Genomic DNA, 19,098 nt, shown 5'->3' on the forward strand with positions numbered 1-19,098 from the left:
TCAAAAACAAAAGTTGAACAGTTATTCGAACAAGAGTATCTTGAACGAACATTCAAGAACTAAGGAGTTACTGTGACTGACAATTTATTTGATTCGTTCTCACTCAATGACACGATTGAACTAAAAAACCGTATTTTAATGGCACCATTAACGCGTTGTATGGCTGATAAAAACTTAGTGCCTACTGACTTAATGGCACAATACTATGGTCGTCGTGCAGACGCAGGCTTAATTATTTCAGAAGCAGCTATTATTCGTCCTGATGGTCAAGGCTACCCGAATACCCCTGGCTTATTTAATCCAGCACAGGTTGATGGCTGGAAAAAAGTAACTCACGCCGTGCATGAGAATGGTGGCAAAATATTTGCTCAGTTATGGCATACAGGTAGAGTCGCGCACTCTCATTTTTCTGGTGAACCCACCGTTGCACCGTCTGCCATTGCTAAAGAAGGTACGGTCGCAAGAATGCGAGAATTAAGCTACGAAGTACCAAAAGCAGTAGATCACCAAGAAATTGCCCAACTTATTACTGATTATGTCAATGCGGCAAAAAACGCCATTGATGCAGGGTTTGACGGTATTGAAATTCATGGTGCTAACGGTTATTTAATTGACCAATTTTTACATCATGATACCAACCGTCGTGACGATGAGTTTGGTGGCACACCAGAAAATATGGTGCGTTTTCCGTTAGCAGTAGTTGATGCCATTACTGAAGCAATAGGTAATGAAAGAACCGCCCTACGTGTTAGCCCAGGGGCTTATGTTAATTTAGCGGGTGATGATAGAGACAGACAAGTATTTGATTACCTGTTACCTGAACTTGAAAAAAGAAATCTAGCTTATCTACACATTGGTATTTTTGATGACTCGCAAGAGTTTGCCTACTTAAACGGTACTGCCTCAAGTTACGTTAGAGCACACTATAAAAATACATTAGTCGGTGTTGGTAGTTATACCGCTGAATCAGCGAGCCAAGCTATTGAAGCAAATAAATTCGATTTAATTGCCATTGGCCGCCCATTCATTGCAAACCCTGACTATGTAAACAAAGTGAAGAATAAAGAAGCCTTGGTAGAGTACTCTGAAGAAATGCTCACCTCTTTAGTGTAATACCTAGCGATAAGCAGGCTTTTCCCACCTGCTTATCGCTTTTAACATTTCTACAGTGAGAGGGCTTATGCTATTTCTGCTAACCCTAAACGCAGCACCTTAATAAATTCATCGGCGTTCGCTTTACTAAACGCTAACGGCGGCTTAATTTTAAGGATATTGTAATAGCGACCTTCCGTGCTCAGTAATATTTGATGACCTTTAAAGAATTCCACTAACGCAGAGGTTTTCTCCGTTGCAGGGACTTTAGAAGCTCTATCTTCAACTAGCTCAACACCGATAAACAATCCTAAACCTCGCACATCACCAATAAGGTCAAACTCTTGCTGTACCTCACGTAATTGCGTCATAAAGTATTCACCTGTTTCAAGGGCGTGCTGTTGCAAGTTTTCTTGTTGAATAACATCTAAAACGGCACTGCCAATAGCGCATGACACCGGGTTTCCACCAAAGGTGTTAAAATATTCCATGCCATTAACAAAAGCATCAGCAATCGCCTGCGTAGTGATTACTGCCGCCATAGGGTGGCCATTGCCTATAGGTTTACCTAAGGTAACAATATCTGGCACAACCTCTTGAGTTTCAAAGGCCCACATATGACGACCAACACGACCAAAACCCACTTGCACTTCATCGGCAATACATACACCACCTGCCGCTCTTACCTGTTTATAGACTTGTGTTAGGTAGCCATCAGGCATAATAATTTGCCCAGCAACTCCTTGTAAAGATTCACAAATAAAGGCACTTGGCTTTTTGTTTTGCTGCTCAATAGCAGAAAGCGCTGTCGCTACGCTATCAGCATATGCTTTACTCGTTTCAACAGTATTGCCTTGATAAATACCACGATAAGGATCAGGTAATTCAACCTTGTGTACATAAGGAGCAGCGCCTGCACCACCTGGGCCATCAAATTTATATGGGCTGGCTTCAATGCAGGCATTGGTATTGCCATGATACGCACCATCAACTACCAGCAGTTCTGTGCCTTGGGTATAATTTTTCGCTAATCTAAAGGCTAATTCATTAGCTTCACTACCTGAATTAACCAACATACAAACCGATAATTCATCAGGCATAGTTGCTAATAACTTTTCAGCGAAATTAACAATATTGTCATGCAAATAGCGGGTATTTGTATTGAGTTTTGCCATTTGTTGCTGCCCTGCGGCGACCACTTTGGGATGACAATGACCAACATGACAGACATTATTCACCATATCTAAATAACGTTTACCATGCTCATCGAATAAGTAAGCCCCTTGCCCTCGAACAATTTTTAACGGTTCTTGGTAGCTTAAGCTTAAGGTTTTACCTAAATGCCTCTTTCGAAATTGGGTAATCTCTGTCTTACTTTGCCCTGAATCAACCGATAAACCACAAGCATGACGAAGTTGGCAATAAACCGCAAAATTGTTTTGTTCTTGCAATTGCGTTAGTAGCTGCCAAGCAGGTTTAACTGATACTAAAAGATATTCATTATCTGGCTGAGCTTTTATTGCTTGAGCAGAATTGCAAACGCTCACACATAATCTTAAGGCAATAAGTGAGTACAGTACTTCTAACTCAGCATCAGATAGTGGGGTGTGATGATGATAGCTCGCAACAATCTCTTTAAGTGTATCAATAGGGCGCTCTTGCCCCATCAGTGCATAAGCACAGGTAATGGCTAAATCATTAATAACATGGCTATAAACCATATCACCAAAATCAATTAGCCCAGTGATTGTACTCGGCTGATTAACCTCATCGATAAGTAAATTATAATCGTTAGCATCATTATGTATCACTGCTTTTGAACATTGCGCTAACAATGGTAATGTTTTAGCTTGATAGTCTGCTAGAAAAGATTCAACGATACCTTGCTGCTTATCGTTTAAGTGTGCTTTTTTTTCTAGACACACAGAATATCCTTGCGCTAAATCCCATTCCAAATAGCGATGAGCGCCAGCGTGATTAAAATCATTAAGTCCTTGGTTGACTTGCGCCATAAACTGCCCCAACGACTTCCATAATAAAGAATTATGTCGCGAAGGTGCTGCATCAGCATAAAAGCTGCCGGGTAAAAATGACAATACCCTTAAATAAAATACATGACCTTGCTCGTCACTGATCTCTGTAATGGTTTGCTGAGTATTGCTCTCAATAGGGTGAGGTACGGCGAGTTGTTTCGCACTCAAGTGCTTCATCGCCGCATTTTGCATGGCTAACTCAGTTTTACTTTCAGCCGTATTTGCTATTTTAACAATATATTGATTATCTTGTGCGGTCAGTAAAATATTCTGGTCACAATACCCCGGTAAAGCTTTTATTTTCCCTGAAAGCTGATAGTGCTGATTTAATAACGTTAAAACCTTTTCTTCTGAAAAACTTGGCGTTACTGCTATTTGTTCACTCATTTTCTGCTCTCCACTTCACGCGCTAACTGCCCTAAATCATCATGCTTGCTAAAAGGTACCATGGTAAAACGGTATTGATAACTCTTTGCTGGAATACGATATTGTGGGTGAACTAATCGACCCCATGATGTATCTCCACCCACGCCCATTTGTTTGTGATCAATATTCACGGTAGTTAAATCGCGCATTATCAACTCTGCACCATGTTTAGTGGTTACAGGGACCAAACCCGAAGCAGAGGCACTACCATCGCCACTCACAAAATCAATATCTTGTTGAAGATATGGCCACGCACTTGCGTTCAAGGGTTGCTCACCAATAGCTAATAAACCATGACCTTGCTGGTTTTCTAATGCAATCCATCTTACGTCAGTTTTATTGGCATTTTCTTGTGGCCTTGAATAATGATGAATTTGCTCTTTCACTGGCATTTTATATAAGCCAATAGCTGCTGCTGTTTTTCTATCAGCATAGTTTTCTTGTGGCCCACGACCGAACCAGCGCACAAACTGAAACTCTCCTGGCATCACTAACTGCATACCAACACGAGGGATATCAGGTAATTCTTGCCCTTGTTCAAGGTTAAGCGCACTCGTAACATCAACCGTACCAAGAGGTGAAATATCGTAGCTAACTTGGTAAGTGCCTTTAAACAGCGAGCTTTTATACGATGCTTGCACTCTAATGCTTTCAAGGTTTTTCTTATCAACAGTCATGGTAGATAAACTTGATAAAGTAAAGCTAGCCGCTGCTTGCTGCCAAAGTTTAGCGCGATTTTGTAAATTATTACCTAAATCATTATCAGTAGGTGCTCGCCATAAATTTACTTTTAATGGCTCACTCACTAGCGGTGAAACTAATGAGTTTCCTTGATAGTTAAATTGCGTTAACCAACCTGTCTTTTGATCAAATGACAATGAAATCACATTGTTTTCTATGGTAATAACACCATCACGTTCGCTTTTACTCAAGGTATCTGTGCTGGTTAGTTGTTTTACCTCTGCAGCAACTTTACTCACTGGCATCTGAAACTGTTCAAATGCAATTTCATGGCCTTGCGCCAATAAAGGCTGTGGCTTATTAACTTTTATCGATAAGGTAATAAAGTATTCTTTATCACTTTGCTTAGGTAAATGGCTTAGCACTGTCGGTAATTGAATATCTTTTGCAAAACCTGCTTTAATACTCGGCATTACTTGGTGACCTTTAGCAATGGTTTTGCCATCAGCTTCAAGAACCCAGTGCAGGTCGTACTGTTCAAGGTTTGAGAAAGCAAACTTATTCAAAATAGAAAATTGTGCTTTTGCTAAGTTTTTTGCTGTAAATTTAGCAGGTTGATACACCTTTTTCACTTCATATAAATGAGGATGTGGTACACGGTTAGGATCAACCAAGCCATTATTTAAGAAGTTACCATCGCTGGGTAAATCGGGATGAAAATCTTTGCCATATGCCCAATATTTCACGCCTTGTTCGTTCGTATACTCTAACGACTGGTCAACCCAATCCCAAATAAAGCCACCTTGAAGTACATCATGCTTCTCAATCACATCCCAATAGTCTTGCAGGTTACCGACTGAATTCCCCATTGCGTGAGCATACTCAATCATAATGCCTGGGCGGTGTGGATTTGATTTCGCATATTTCTCTAGTCGTTCTATTGATGGATACATAGGCGCAAAAATATCAGTGTAATGCTCCTCGCCTGCAGGTTCATATTGTACTGGGCGACTCTCGTCATGCTCTTTCAACCACTGATAAGTCGCTTCAAATACTTTTCCTTCGCCCGCTTCATTACCTAACGACCAAATAATAATTGAGGGATGATTTTTATCACGCTCAAACATATTTCTTGTTCTATCGATATGAGCAGGTATCCAACTTTCTTCATTACCGATTTGTGTTTTCTTATCAATTGCTAAAGGGTGTGATTCAATGTTCGCTTCATCAATGACATATAAGCCATACTTATCTGTTAAGTCATACCAATAAGGGTCGTTAGGGTAATGACTAGATCGCACCGCATTAATATTAAATTGTTTCATCAACTTAATATCTTTTTCCATTAGTGCTTTACTAACCACATGCCCGCGTGTTGGCGATGTTTCATGACGGTCAACACCGCGAATATAAATCGCTTTGCCGTTTACGGTAAGTTGGCTATTTACTATCTCAATATGCCTAAAACCAATATCATCTTTAATAACTTCTAAGACTTTGTTGTCTTGATCTTTTAGCTCAATTAATAGGGTGTATAAATTCGGCGTTTCTGCACTCCATAACCTAGGTTGTGCAAACGAACCAGATAACTGCACTACAGCATTGCTTTTTTGATTAACTTTTAATGCTTTTTCTCCCTGAATAACCACTTGCATATGGTTCTTAGGGTCAAGTAGTTGATAAGCAACGTTAACTGCTTTGCTTTTCCGTTTATCAGCATTATTAATAGAAACTTCCAGTTCAAAGTTCGCCTGATTGAAATCCTTATTTAATTGCGGTTTAGCATGGAAATCAGCGATATGCTGCAGTTCTCTTGCATATAAATACACATCACGTTCAATACCTGAAATCCTTAACATATCTTGGCTTTCAAGGTAACTGGCATCGGTCCAACGACGAATTTGAAACGCCAATAAGTTTTCATCGTTATGTACGTAAGGTGTTAAATCAAATTCAGCAGGTGTTTTTGAATCTTGACTAAAACCCACTTTTTCGCCGTTAAGCCATACATCTAATGATGATTTTGCCGCACCTACATGCAGTATTACCTGCTTACCTTGCCAATGTTTTGGTAAAGTAAAAGGTTTCCGATATGAACCTATGGGATTGTAATCTGTCGGTGCATCTGGCCACGTTGTTGTGAACGGAAAGCGCTCGTCTAAATAAATAGGATAGCCAAAGCCTTCAACTTCCCAATTCCCCGGAACAGGAATTTGCGACCAACTTGAATCATCAAAACTATTTAACTGAAACCCCACAGGCTTATCTTTTGGTGAACGCTGCCAGTTAAACTGCCACAAGCCATTAAGTAACATGAAGTTGCTGCTCTGCTCTTTATTATCAAGCAGCGCTTCATGCGAGTTTTTAAAAGGAAATAAACTCGCATGGGGTGCTAATTTGTTAATAGCAAAAACAGTATGATCTTGCCATGGCTCTCTTACTTCTTTAGCAGACATAGATGAGGCAAAAAGAGTGACGCCAAGGGTAAAACATATTAAACTAACCTTCATGAAAAACACCATACATTATACAATAGTATTTATAATACAAAATAGACCTCTCCTAGTTCAAGTTTTTCATGATAATTATTAAGAGTTATCTATATTACTTTAATCTATTTCAGTAAAATAACTCTCTTAGCAATGGTATGGTTTTATTATTCAACATAGCAATTACGCTATATATTAGAGATTGATTTTATGGAAATATCACATCGAAATTTAACCCAGCAACTTACCCATGAGCTCGGTGAAGCCATTCTTCAAGGCAAGTATAATGAGTTCAAAAAACTCCCTTCAGAGGCTGATATTTCTATTGAATATGACGTGAGCAGAACGGCAACACGTGAAGCCATTAAAATGCTAACGGCAAAAGGGCTCATTAGTTCTAGGCCTAGACAAGGCATAAAATTAAAAGACATTAAAAGCTGGAACTTATTTGATACCGACGTATTACGCTGGATTTTACTGGGTAAGCCTGATTTGTATATGCTTAGACACTTCTTACAACTACGATTAGCGATAGAGCCTGAAGCTGCATCGCTTGCGGCACGTTTTGCTACTACCGATGAATTAGCACAGATTGAACGTAGCTTAGCTTCTATGAAATTTAATCAAGCTGGATACGAAGATAGCCACCAAGGCGATATAGACTTTCACAAAAGTATTTTATTCGCCAGTAACAACCCTTTTTTCGTGCAGTTAACTACCTTTATTGAAACGGCACTGAAAGTAAATTTACTTTTTACAAACAGGGCTGAAGCAGTTAGTGAAGCTGAATACCAAGCACATGTTGAGATTTTCAACTTAATTAAAGCAGGCAATGCACAAGGTGCGTTTGATGCCGCGATGAAAACTCAACGCGAAACACTTCGTTTAGTGGATGAAAAAATCGCTGAATTTAAATCAAAAAACCTGTAAAGCTAGTGAATTGTTAAAACCACAATTCTAACCATTTCAAACGATTAACTTATCTCTTAACCCGAGCTGAGGTTAATCTGAATACATTGTTGTTGCAACAAAAAAGCGAAACACAACCTTCATGGTTATATTTCGCTTAAAACGTTGTCAGCAGAAGCTTGAAAGGGCTAAACCTATTTTATCGCAACCGTATCTAACCAAGTATGGAAGTCGGCATCCATACTGATACCCCAGTCTTTCACGATTTTTTGATAACGTACATAATCACCACGGCGCACATGAAACAGCATTTCTTCCACTTTGTCGCGTTGCTCTTCCATCATGTAGCGCACAGCTAAGTAACCCCAGCGATATACTCTTGGCGTACTCCACGTTGCACCGCTGTTATTGAATAACTCACTTAACTGATACGTTTTTTCACCAGCAAGCTTTAAGGCAGCTGGATTATCGTCCATATGCGCAACATATTCACCTAAACCCTCGCCCCACCAAATTAAATAAGGCAGCTCAGGTGCAGGCTTAGGGCAGTATTCAGGCCCCGCGTGGTTATCATGTGGTGGAGAACAATAATCTCCGTACGTATTAAAACGGCCATCTAAGTAATGCACAAACTCATGGTTTAAATTCCATACGCTACCTTTTTTCAAGTAAGCAACATATTCTGCGCTGTTATTTTCTAGGTGCGGTAAGCCTTCTAAATACATGCCACCATTGTTTGATGGTACGTCAAAGTGATCGGTTACATATTTCACATAGTCATCGCGGCTAGCATAAATATTGGCACGTAATACATCATTGTTATCATGCAATACTGGCTTACCTCGACGATTAAATAATGTATGAAAACGCTCTTCTGTTTCAAGTAATAACTGACAAGAATCAATGATATTTTGCTCACTCATCCCTTGATGGCGCAGAACTAAGTTATCTGCACAGTAATGCACATTAGCTAATACTTCGTTAATTTGCTTTTCATTACGAACCCATGAAGGGATGAACACTTCACCATCTTTTACTACATTACCATAAGCCAGTTTTGCTTTACTGTAATCAACAGGGTTAACTGTTTCTGTCGTTGTTTGACATCCAGTAACAAGACCAACAGCGAATAAACCGCTAAGTATTTTTTTGTTCATTATTATTCTCCAATCTCTAAGTTAAACCACCTTGCCACGGTTCAAATCATACAACAAGCGCTCGCACGTATAAAGTATGCAAAACAGATAAGTAAGCAAAACAGATAAGTAAGCAGAAATATGAGATGAATGGCGGTAAATCAACTCAACTCTAAAAATAGAATTTACCGTTGACTCAATTAAGAACTGATTTTGGAAGTGCCACCACTGCGACATAGAAAGATAAAATAAAAATGTCAGTTCTTTAGCCAATTGCAGACATTAGCTTTTGTGAATCCATAATGATATTCAGGGCAGTATTAACCGAAAGTTACTGCTCGTGTGTGGGGCTGGTTTAAGCTCATTGCTGCCGTTGATATTAGGTTATTGAATGTTAATTATAGGCCATAGTGGACATTGACAATTTAACAGTATTGATTCTATAACTCTTCACTTTCAACTCTCTTTAAGAATAAGAAATCTTACCTGACTAAAAATATTTTTTAAAATTTGGAATAAAATTGCAACTTAAATCGTTATAGTAATATCAATAATTATTAACAAGGAATATCAGGGAATGGGCAGCGTATTGGCTGACATAACACAAGGTGCATTTAAGCTAGCTTTGCAGTTAGTTAAGCAGCCTGCTGAAGCACATGACATTTTACAAGATGCCGCAATCATAGCTCTTTCTCATCCAGCAGCCCCACACCCGAACAGTGGCGGGTTTAAACCTTGGTTTTATAAAGTTGTTCGTAACAAATCGATTGATTCTCTCCGCAAAGTGAAACGTTCTGAAGGAGAACCTTTTATTGAAGAAGTTGTACCTGACCAAGTTCAACATTGTCCTCAGCGTATTTTGGAAAATGCTCAAACTCAGCAATACATTAAAGCTGCTTTAGAGGAATTACCGCTACAGCAAAGGGAAATTATTGTTTTAAAAGACTTCCACGGTTTGTCTTATCAAGATATTGCAAATGTTTTAGATATTCCGAAAGGCTCGGTTATGTCACGACTCCACCGAGCCAGATGTGCTTTAAAATTAAAACTTATGCCAATAGTAGAGGAGTAGAGTGATGCACCAATCTAACAATTGCCAGCAGTTTTCTGAGCTAATTACTGGCTATCTCGATGGAGAGTTAACTCAGCAAGATAGCCAACGAGTAAGTTTGCATCTTCAAAGTTGTGAAACATGTAAATCCTCATTTGAAGAATTACAAGCAATGCAAAAACTGATCAAACAATCTAAGTATCAAAATATGGATGAAAGCCAACTGGAGCATATCGTAAATGACCTAACTTCAAAGAAATTAGAGCTAATTAGTTGGGTAGCCATAGTGTCAGGCTTTGTGTTTGTATTGGTTTTAGCTGGATATGAATTTTGGATTGATACCAGCCTTTCTGGTTTTGAGAAGTTTACCGTCGGTTTACTAATCGCAGGAGGGGTTGGGTTGTTTCTATCTGTCTTAAGACAACGATTAAAAAATAGAAAAAATGATAAATATAAGGGAGTTAAGTTATGAATCATATTTTAGTCTTTACCAGTGAACAGGTAGCTGGCAAGCAAATATCGCAGCACTTAGGGTTAGTTCGTGGCAATGTAATTCGCTCACGACATTTAGGCAAAGATATACTCGCTGTGTTTCGCATGATTATAGGTGGTGAAATATCAGAATACACAAAACTAATGGCAGAAAGTCGAGAGCAAGCCATAGACCGTATGGTAGATGAAGCAAGAGAGTTAGGCGCAGATGCTATTGTCGATGTTCGATTTACAACATCAATGATAGCAAGGGGAGCGGCAGAATTATTGGTATTTGGAACGGCGGTTAAGTTTGAAGCTAATAATTAACACTTCACATAAATTGACACTTGGAATTAGCGACAAATCGTTTTTTATTTAAAAGGAAATTCACTTAATGATAAATGCCTTATTAGTAAGTAATCGTAAACTATTTTTCACCCTTAGCTTTCTAGGTTTTGTAGGTGTGTGGTCAATACTGGCATTTATACCAATGTTATTGGAAGTGACTTTAATACAAGATATCCCATTGACTGTTTCTCAACTGCAATTAGTGAGTGCACTACAAACAGGTTTAATGGTTGTATTAATGTCTTGGTTAGGTTGTAAATTTGCCAATCGAGTTAACCTTCATGCACCTATTATTGAAGCAGTATTAAACAAAAAAAACTTCCAGCACAAGTTAATAAAAGCTATCCAACCAACTTTAGTAGGGGGAGTCCTAGGCGGTCTGTTAATGGTCGCTTTTAGCTTTATTTCAATGCCATACTTACCTGTTGAGTTTGTAAAAATTGGCGAGCAGCTCAATCCGTCTTGGTATACTCGACTATTGTATGGCGGCATCACCGAAGAAATACTAATCCGTTGGGGGATGATGTCTTTGCTGGTGTGGTTAATGTACAAATTTATTCAAAAAAACAATGAAGAAGTGAGTTCTAAATATTTCATAATTGCTATTGTTATTACATCCATGTTATTTGGCATTGGACACCTACCTGTCATCAACTTATTAGGCGCAGAAATGACTGTAGGGCTGGTAAGCTACATTATAATAGCTAACAGTTTATTTGGCTTTATTGCTGGATGGCTGTTTTGGAAATATGGCTTAGAGTCTGCCATTGCCGCTCATATGATTGCCCACATAGTGATGATGTCCGTTAGTTTATTGGGATAAAGCAATGGTCAAAAAGAAGGTGATTGTAGAAACCTTGATATTTTGGATAATACTTACCGATGAATGTCCGCTTTGTCGAGGAGCGACCTCTTTGATTTAACACTTCTACGACCGCTTTGGTGGCTTAGTTGTCTATCAGAGTGAAGGTAGATCAAAATACTGCAAACAGATCAAAAAGCTATTGGTGTTAACTTCCGCTTTCGTATCACAGCAGTTTTTAGTTATAAATTTCCAATGTGTTTATTATTGGCTATAAGGTTTAGTTAAACTCCCCATTTAATTTGAATCAGATTTAGCTTTATCTACTAAAACTAAATCCAAGAGTGTAATTAAACTATTTCTTAACTTGAAGTCACAGGATGCTCAACAAGACTGAAGCTTGCATCATCGTCACCATGAACGTAAACATCACAGCTTTTCCAAGATTTTGGTAAAGTCCAAGTACTGTTTTCTTTTACATCATAGATATGGCGTTTATTAGCGCAACGCACATCTAACGAATCAATATTGCCTTTTATATCAACAAGCGAAAATTCATGCCTAACCAGCGACGCTGACCAAAAATCTTGTTTGATATTACCTTGTCGAATTATATTTTTATCACCAGAGATAACATTTTCAACTTTGGCAAGCACTTCATCTAAGTGCTTCATATATGGCTTAGCTTCATCCATTTTTGCTATCTTGCTATAAGTATCAAACGCAGCTCGATATTTACTTAATTCAACTTCTAAAACAAAAACCTGATAAAGAGTTGATAACTGTTGTTCTTTACTTGCTAAACGTGTCGACGCTTTCGCTACTTTTCTTAAATGATTTAATTGTTGCTTTTTATTGCCCTGAATTTTTTGATACTCGGCAATGAGCAAATGTAGATAATTATATTCAGAGAGGTGCATCGAAACATTTTTCTTGATTGATGCGACCTGTTCATTAAATTCCTTAAAATCTTTATTCTCAAGCGCCTCTTTAGCCTTTTTGTACTTACCTTTAAATCGCCTTGTAACACCAAGAGTGCCATCACTACCCATTGTAAAATCTAGCTGTACCATATTTACACACTGCTCAATGGGCTTGCCATTTTCTATAGCGGGTTTATATTTCCAACGCTTCACTGCTTTTTTAGCGGCTTTAGCAAAATCTTTACTGCCTGAAGTGTCCTTAACAATAATGTCATTCACTTCCCCTTCTTCATCAATAACAAAGCTCACTACCGCCCAACCTTCTCGCCCCTGACGTGCTGCATTAACAGGATATCTAGGGTGCACGCGTTCAATAGGCTCAGGTGCAATACGTGTCGCTAGCAGTTGCGATAATTCATCTGGAGCTTTTTGCAACTGAGCTAACTTTTCTTGAGCTGCTTTGTCCTTAATACATGCATAAGCAGGGTTACTGAGTATGAAAAGTGACAATGCACACGATAATGATGTAATAAAGGTCATTAGTTTAGACATAGAAATCCTTTTTCTATTTAGAATTATAGGTACTTAGAAGTTTTAATTTTGGGATTATTCTATATGGACAAAGCAAAAAAAACCAGTAACTTAAAATTAAGTCACTGGTTTTTATAAACACTTATTTTAGTTAAGTATTACTTCTTTTTCTTAACCGCTTTTGGGTTAGGTAAATCAGTAATTGAACCTTCAAAAATTTCTGCTGCTAAACCAATTGATTCGTTCAATGTAGGGTGAGCATGAACCGTTAATGCAACGTCTTCTGCATCTGCGCCCATTTCAACGGCTAAACAGATTTCACCCAGCATTTCACCAGCATTGATACCAACAATTGCACCACCTAAAACACGGCCAGTTTCTTTTTCAAAGATTAGCTTAGTTTTACCTTCAGTACGTGCAGAGGCAATTGCACGACCAGATGCAGCCCATGGGAAGTTAGCAACTTCAATATTCAAACCTTCTTCTTTTGCTTGTGCTTCCGTAACACCAACCCAAGCCATTTCTGGATCAGTATAGGCAATTGAAGGGATACAACGTGGATCGAACTCATGCTTCTTACCAGAGATAACTTCAGCAGCACAATGTGCTTCATGTACTGCTTTATGAGCAAGCATTGGTTGGCCAACAACATCACCAATAGCAAAAATATGCGGCACGTTAGTACGCATTTCTTTAGACACATTAATGAAACCACGCTCATCAACATTGACACCCGCTTTATCAGCAGCAACTAAGTGTCCGTTTGGCTTACGACCCACAGCAACTAAAATTTTGTCGTAACGTACTTGCTCTGTTGGTGCTTTTTTACCTTCAAACGTTACGTATAAACCATCATCTTTTGCTTCAACAGCAACAACCTTAGTAGACAACATAATGTTGAATTTCTTCTTGTTGTAGTTGTTGTAAACACGCACAATGTCTTTGTCTGCTGCAGGCACTAATTGATCTGCAAACTCAACAACAGAAACATTTGAACCAAGTGCCGAGTAAACTGTACCCATTTCTAAACCGATGATACCGCCACCAAGTACTAACATTTCTTCAGGAACGTCTTGAAGCTCTAATGCACCTGTTGAATCAATAACACGTGGGTCATCATTTGGAATGAATGGTAAATCAATTACCGACGAACCACAGGCAATAATAGCATTATCAAAAGTAATCGTTGTTTTGCCGTCGCTGCCTTCAACTTCAACGGTTTTGTCTGAAGTGAATTTACCGTAACCTGTTACTGTTTTCACTTTACGTGCTTTAGACATTCCGCCTAAACCACCCGTTAATTGACCAATAACGTCTTCTTTCCAGCTACGGATTTTATCTAAATCTATTTCTGGCTTACCAAAAGTAACACCGTGAGATGCCATTGCAGCTGCATCATCAATCACTTTAGCTACGTGTAATAACGCTTTTGATGGGATACAACCCACGTTTAAACATACACCGCCTAGTGTTTCGCGACTTTCAACTAATACGACATCTAAGCCTAAATCAGCGGCACGGAATGCTGCTGAATAACCACCAGGACCTGCACCTAAAACTACTACTTGAGTTTTAATTTCGTTACTCATGCTAACCTCAAATTAAATTTTTATTATGGTAATAATCATAGCGAGCATTACCACGAACTTGTTGTTTATTACTTTACTAGTAAAGAATTATTATTGTTGGCGATTTTACTCTTTGCCAAGGTAAATCGCCAACCTTTATTCACCACTGCCGACTAAAGTCGCACAATTGTTGATTTGTTTTACTGTTACAGTACTAAAGAATTAACTTACGGATATCTGACATCACACCAGCTAAGTGCACCGTAAAGCGTGCTGCAAGTGCACCATCAATAACTCTATGATCATACGACATAGATAATGGTAACATCAGTTTAGGTTCAAATTCTTTACCGTTCCACTTAGGTTTCATTTCTGATTTAGACACTCCTAAGATCGCCACTTCTGGTGCATTAACAATTGGTGTAAACGCTGTTCCACCAATGCCGCCTAGGCTAGAAATAGTAAAACAACCACCTTGCATATCAGCGGCTTTTAACTTGCCTTCACGTGCTTTAATGCTGATTTCTAGTAATTCACGTGATAATTCATGAATACCTTTTTTATCAACATCACGCACAACGGGTACAACTAAACCGTTTGGCGTATCAACGGCAACACCAATGTGGATGTATTTTTTCAATATTAAGCTTTCACCGTCTTCACTCAAACTAGAGTTAAACGTTGGAAATGCACGTAAAGCGTCTGCTGCTGCTTTTAAGATAAACACTAAAGGTGTAATTTTAAAACCAAGCTTTTGTTTTTCACAAACGACATTCTGCTCTTTACGGAATGCTTCTACGTTGGTGATATCGGCTTCGTCAAATTGGGTAACGTGTGGAATGGTTACCCAGTTACGATGCAAGAATGGACCCGATATTTTTTGAATACGAGACAGCGCTTTGGTTTCAATCTCACCAAATTTAGCAAAATCTATTGCTTTAGCACTCACTACCTGCAAACCACCTTCGCCAGCGCCAACAGAACTACCGGCATTGGCTTTAGGGCGCGAAAGCTCATATTTCACGTAAGATTGTACATCTTCTTTTAAAATGCGCCCTTTGTTACCTGTACCTTTAACTAAAGTTAAATCAACACCAAATTCGCGTGCTAAACGGCGAATTGAAGGTGACGAATAAATAGTACCTTTTGCCGTTGAACCTGCTTGTGGGTGATGCGGTACAGGTGCTGCTTTAACTGGCTTAGCTGCAGGAGCTGCTGGTGCAGGAGCCGCTACGGGTGCTGGTGTTGCAACAGGTGCAGCAGCTTCAACAGGTGCGCCACTGGTTGTTTCTAATTTAATAACAACTGAACCTTGCTTAACTTTATCACCAACTTTGATGAAAACTTCTTTTACGGTACCGGCATCTGTAGATGGTACGTCCATAGTGGCTTTGTCAGTTTCTAAGGTAATTAGGCCATCTTCAGCTTCAATGACATCACCAACATTAACTAACACATCGATTACATCAACTTCACCGTCTTCACCAATATCAGGTACCGCAACATCAATCACGGCTGAGGCACTTGCACCAGGAGTTGGCGTTGCAACTGGTGCTGGCTCAGCAGCGGGTGCCTCTTCTACAACAGGTGCAGCTGGTGCTTCAGCTGGCGCAGCATCACTTGCTGCATCAGCATTATCAGCGGCAGCACTGATTTCACCAATCACATCGCCTTCTTTAATTTTATCACCTACCGCAACAGTAAGGCTTGCTAAAGTGCCTGCAAACGGTGCAGGTATATCCATTGACGCTTTATCAGTTTCAACGGTAACAATACCTTCATCGGCTTCTAATGCATCACCAACGGCAACACAAATTTCGATAACTTCAACTTCTTCGCCGCCAACATCAGGGACTAGGATTTTTTCAATATCAGACATTTCTCTTTTCCTTTTCTAGTCACAAATTAAGCGTAAAGTGGGTTAAGTTTTTCAGTGTCAATATTAAAGCGTTTAATTGCTTCAGTTACGACACTGCGCTCTACTTCACCACGGTTTGCTAATTCATATAAAGAGGCAACAACAACGTAATCTGCATTAACTTCAAAGTGAGTACGTAAGTTTGCACGGCTATCACTTCGACCAAAACCATCAGTACCTAAACAACGATATTCAGTATCTAGGTATGCGCGAACTTGGTCTGAGTAGTTCTTGATGTAATCGGTTGCTGCAATAGCAGGCCCTGCTTCTTTAGTGATAACTTGTGCAATGTAAGGCACACGTTGCTCACTTTCAGGGTGAAGCATGTTCCAACGCGTTACGTCTTGACCATCTCGACCTAATTCATTGAATGAAGTCACTGAGTAAACGTCACTTGATACGTTGTAGTCATCGGCTAAGATTTGCGCTGCTTGGCGTACTTTTTCTAAAATTGTACCTGAGCCCATTAACTGAACATTAGCTATCGCTTTCTTCGGCGCAACTTGTTCAAGTTGGTAAATACCTTTGATGATTTCATCAGTGATATCTTTTTTCTCTGGTAAGGCAGGGTGCTGATAGTTTTCATTCATTAATGTTAAGTAGAAGAATATATTTTCATTCTGCTCGTACATACGACGAAGACCTTCACGCACAATAACTGCAATCTCGTAACCGTAAGTTGGGTCGTAAGTTACACAATTAGGGATTAAACCTGCTTGTACATGTGAATGACCATCTTGATGTTGTAATCCTTCACCATTAAGCGTTGTACGGCCCGCAGTAGCACCTAATAAGAAACCACGTGCTTGGCTATCGCCAGCAGCCCACGCTAAATCACCAACACGTTGGAAACCAAACATTGAGTAGTAAATATAAAATGGAATGGTCGTCGCATCACACGTTGAGTATGACGTACCCGAAGCAACCCAAGAAGCCATAGCACCTAGTTCGTTAATACCTTCTTGTAGTACTTGACCTTTTTTGTCTTCACGGTAGTAAGCGACTTGGTCAGCATCTTGAGGAACATATTTTTGTCCTTCATTAGCGTAAATACCTACTTGACGGAACAAGCCTTCCATACCAAAGGTACGTGCTTCATCTGGAATAATTGGCACGATACGCTTACCAATTTTCTTGTCTTTTAATAAGCTATTAAGTACACGAACAAAAGTCATTGTTGAAGAAACTTGACGATCGCCAGAGCCTTTTAAAATCGCATCAAATGATTTAAGCGGCGGGATTTCTAAAGATTCTTCTGCTTGTTCACGACGTGCTGGTAAAGAACCACCTAATGCTTCTCGACGTGCTTTCATGTATTTGTATTCTTCACTGTCTTCAGGGAACTTGAAGAAAGGTAAGTCAGCAATATCTTCATCACTTACTGGAATATTGAAACGATCACGATAATGTTTAATAGAGTCAACGTCCATTTTCTTAACATTATGTGCAATGTTTAACGCTTCACCTGAGGCACCTAAACCAAAACCTTTAACTGTTTTAGCTAAGATTACGGTTGGGCGACCTTTAGTTTTCATTGCTTTATCATAAGCCGCGTAAACTTTAACAGGATCGTGTCCACCACGGTTTAAACGCCAGATATCTGCATCAGACATGTTGGCAACCATCGCTTGTGTTTCAGGGTATTTATTGAAGAAGTTTTCGCGGGTATATTTACCGCCTTTCGCTTTACAGTTTTGGTATTCGCCATCAACCGTTTCGTTCATTAACTGTAATAACTTACCTGAAGTATCACGGGCTAATAACGCATCCCAGTATGAACCCCAAATTACTTTAGTTACTTCCCAGCCTGCGCCACGGAATGTACCTTCAAGCTCTTGAATAATTTTACCGTTACCACGAACAGGGCCATCAAGGCGCTGTAAGTTACAGTTAATAACGAAGGTTAAGTTATCTAAGCCTTCACGGGCAGCTAAACCAATAGCACCTAATGATTCTGGCTCATCACACTCACCGTCACCTAAGAACGCATAAACACGTTGGCCTGAACAATCTTTAATGCCACGATCGGTTAGGTACTTCAAAAAACGTGCGGTATAGATTGCTTGCAATGGACCTAAGCCCATTGAAACCGTTGGGAACTGCCAGAAGTCTTTCATTAAGTGAGGGTGTGGGTATGAAGATAAACCTTTACCATCACACTCTTGACGAAAGTTATCCATCTGCTCTTCTGTTAAACGGCCTTCCATGAAAGCACGGGCATAAATACCCGGAGAAATATGACCTTGAGAGAAAATAAAGTCGCCACCGTTTTCTGGTGTTGCGGCTTTAAAGAAGTGGTTAAAACCTACATCATATAATGTTGAAGAAGAAGCAAAGCTACCAATGTGACCACCTAGTTCTAAATCTTTTTTTGAAGCACGTAAGACTAAAACCAAAGCATTCCAACGAATAGCAGCACGGATGCGCGACTCTATCGTTTGGTCAGCTGGCATATGAGGCTCTTGCCCTGGAGGAATAGTATTTACATAAGCAGTTGTCGCATCAAAGGGTAAATGAGTACCACCACGGCGAGCTCGATCAATTAGCTGTTCTAATAAAAAATGAGCGCGCTCTGGGCCTTCATTTTCTAATACAGATTCCATTGACTCTAACCACTCTTGGGTTTCTATTGAATCTATATCGATATTTGGCAAATCTGACATATTATTTAATCTCCGATTGCTTTGTTCCTAATAACGAAGTTTTCTTCTGTATTA

General features: G+C 39.4%; 13 protein-coding genes. 6 read left to right on the forward strand and 7 right to left on the reverse strand.

Features of this window, described 5'->3' with window-relative positions; translation table 11 throughout:
* Positions 1-72: 72 nt before the first annotated feature.
* The gene (locus tag D1094_RS08000) at positions 73-1,113 is read left to right on the forward strand and encodes an alkene reductase (RefSeq protein WP_118959583.1); all 1,041 of its coding nucleotides are present in this window, start codon (positions 73-75) and stop codon (positions 1,111-1,113) included.
* A gap of 65 nt (positions 1,114-1,178) precedes the next feature.
* Here the strand turns inward: D1094_RS08000 and D1094_RS08005 are convergent, their stop codons facing one another.
* Positions 1,179-3,512: an aminotransferase class III-fold pyridoxal phosphate-dependent enzyme gene (locus D1094_RS08005; RefSeq protein ID WP_118959584.1), complete on the reverse strand. Its 2,334-nt coding sequence runs from the start codon at positions 3,510-3,512 to the stop codon at positions 1,179-1,181.
* The gene (locus D1094_RS08010; RefSeq protein ID WP_118959585.1) at positions 3,509-6,742 is read right to left on the reverse strand and encodes a glycoside hydrolase family 2 TIM barrel-domain containing protein; all 3,234 of its coding nucleotides are present in this window, start codon (positions 6,740-6,742) and stop codon (positions 3,509-3,511) included. The genes D1094_RS08005 and D1094_RS08010 overlap by 4 nt, the downstream gene beginning before the upstream one ends.
* Positions 6,743-6,931: 189 nt before the next feature.
* On the opposite strand from D1094_RS08010, the gene D1094_RS08015 reads away from it, so the two are divergent.
* Complete coding sequence (locus tag D1094_RS08015) at positions 6,932-7,651, forward strand: FadR/GntR family transcriptional regulator (protein ID WP_118959586.1); 720 nt, start codon at positions 6,932-6,934, stop codon at positions 7,649-7,651.
* 173 nt (positions 7,652-7,824) lie between these two features.
* Here D1094_RS08015 and D1094_RS08020 read toward each other — a convergent pair whose 3' ends face one another.
* Positions 7,825-8,787 carry a collagenase gene (locus D1094_RS08020; protein WP_118959587.1) on the reverse strand — a complete coding sequence of 321 codons (963 nt, stop codon included), beginning with the start codon at positions 8,785-8,787 and terminating at the stop codon, positions 7,825-7,827.
* A 556-nt stretch (positions 8,788-9,343) separates the two neighbouring features.
* On the opposite strand from D1094_RS08020, the gene D1094_RS08025 reads away from it, so the two are divergent.
* From D1094_RS08025 to D1094_RS08040, 4 genes are all read left to right on the forward strand, one after another.
* A complete protein-coding gene (locus D1094_RS08025) occupies positions 9,344-9,838 on the forward strand; it encodes an RNA polymerase sigma factor (RefSeq protein ID WP_118959588.1) in 495 nt (164 codons plus the stop codon).
* 4 nt (positions 9,839-9,842) lie between these two features.
* Positions 9,843-10,289 (forward strand): zf-HC2 domain-containing protein, encoded by a 447-nt coding sequence (locus tag D1094_RS08030; protein ID WP_118959589.1) that lies wholly within the window; start codon positions 9,843-9,845, stop codon positions 10,287-10,289.
* Positions 10,286-10,618, forward strand: coding sequence for a YbjQ family protein (locus tag D1094_RS08035; protein ID WP_118959590.1), 333 nt, complete (start codon positions 10,286-10,288; stop codon positions 10,616-10,618). The genes D1094_RS08030 and D1094_RS08035 overlap by 4 nt, the downstream gene beginning before the upstream one ends.
* A gap of 67 nt (positions 10,619-10,685) precedes the next feature.
* Entirely contained in the window at positions 10,686-11,462 is a 777-nt protein-coding gene (locus D1094_RS08040; RefSeq protein WP_118959591.1) for a CPBP family intramembrane glutamic endopeptidase, read from the forward strand.
* A 341-nt stretch (positions 11,463-11,803) separates the two neighbouring features.
* On the opposite strand, the gene D1094_RS08045 is transcribed toward D1094_RS08040, so the two are convergent.
* From D1094_RS08045 to aceE, 4 genes are all read right to left on the reverse strand, one after another.
* On the reverse strand, positions 11,804-12,916 hold the full coding sequence (locus D1094_RS08045) for an energy transducer TonB (protein WP_259337871.1): 1,113 nt from the start codon (positions 12,914-12,916) through the stop codon (positions 11,804-11,806).
* Positions 12,917-13,053: 137 nt separating this feature from the next.
* Positions 13,054-14,484, reverse strand: coding sequence for a dihydrolipoyl dehydrogenase (gene lpdA / locus D1094_RS08050; protein WP_118959592.1), 1,431 nt, complete (start codon positions 14,482-14,484; stop codon positions 13,054-13,056).
* A gap of 193 nt (positions 14,485-14,677) precedes the next feature.
* Entirely contained in the window at positions 14,678-16,342 is a 1,665-nt protein-coding gene (gene aceF / locus D1094_RS08055; protein WP_118959593.1) for a dihydrolipoyllysine-residue acetyltransferase, read from the reverse strand.
* Between the two features lie 26 nt (positions 16,343-16,368).
* A complete protein-coding gene (gene aceE / locus D1094_RS08060; RefSeq protein ID WP_118959594.1) occupies positions 16,369-19,044 on the reverse strand; it encodes a pyruvate dehydrogenase (acetyl-transferring), homodimeric type in 2,676 nt (891 codons plus the stop codon).
* Between the last annotated feature and the right edge of the window lie 54 nt (positions 19,045-19,098).

Source organism: Colwellia sp. RSH04, assembly GCF_003545765.1.
Classification (GTDB): Bacteria; Pseudomonadota; Gammaproteobacteria; order Enterobacterales; family Alteromonadaceae; genus Colwellia.

Bases quoted from the DNA above. Each gene is read 5' to 3' on its own strand.
- D1094_RS08005 (WP_118959584.1), bottom strand. From the start codon at position 3,512: ATGAGTGAACAAATAGCAGTAACGCCAAGTTTTTCAGAAGAAAAGGTT.
- D1094_RS08010 (WP_118959585.1), bottom strand. From the start codon at position 6,742: ATGAAGGTTAGTTTAATATGTTTTACCCTTGGCGTCACTCTTTTTGCC.
- D1094_RS08015 (WP_118959586.1), top strand. From the start codon at position 6,932: ATGGAAATATCACATCGAAATTTAACCCAGCAACTTACCCATGAGCTC.
- D1094_RS08020 (WP_118959587.1), bottom strand. From the start codon at position 8,787: ATGAACAAAAAAATACTTAGCGGTTTATTCGCTGTTGGTCTTGTTACT.
- D1094_RS08025 (WP_118959588.1), top strand. From the start codon at position 9,344: ATGGGCAGCGTATTGGCTGACATAACACAAGGTGCATTTAAGCTAGCT.
- D1094_RS08030 (WP_118959589.1), top strand. From the start codon at position 9,843: ATGCACCAATCTAACAATTGCCAGCAGTTTTCTGAGCTAATTACTGGC.
- D1094_RS08035 (WP_118959590.1), top strand. From the start codon at position 10,286: ATGAATCATATTTTAGTCTTTACCAGTGAACAGGTAGCTGGCAAGCAA.
- D1094_RS08040 (WP_118959591.1), top strand. From the start codon at position 10,686: ATGATAAATGCCTTATTAGTAAGTAATCGTAAACTATTTTTCACCCTT.
- D1094_RS08045 (WP_259337871.1), bottom strand. From the start codon at position 12,916: ATGTCTAAACTAATGACCTTTATTACATCATTATCGTGTGCATTGTCA.
- lpdA (WP_118959592.1), bottom strand. From the start codon at position 14,484: ATGAGTAACGAAATTAAAACTCAAGTAGTAGTTTTAGGTGCAGGTCCT.
- aceF (WP_118959593.1), bottom strand. From the start codon at position 16,342: ATGTCTGATATTGAAAAAATCCTAGTCCCTGATGTTGGCGGCGAAGAA.
- aceE (WP_118959594.1), bottom strand. From the start codon at position 19,044: ATGTCAGATTTGCCAAATATCGATATAGATTCAATAGAAACCCAAGAG.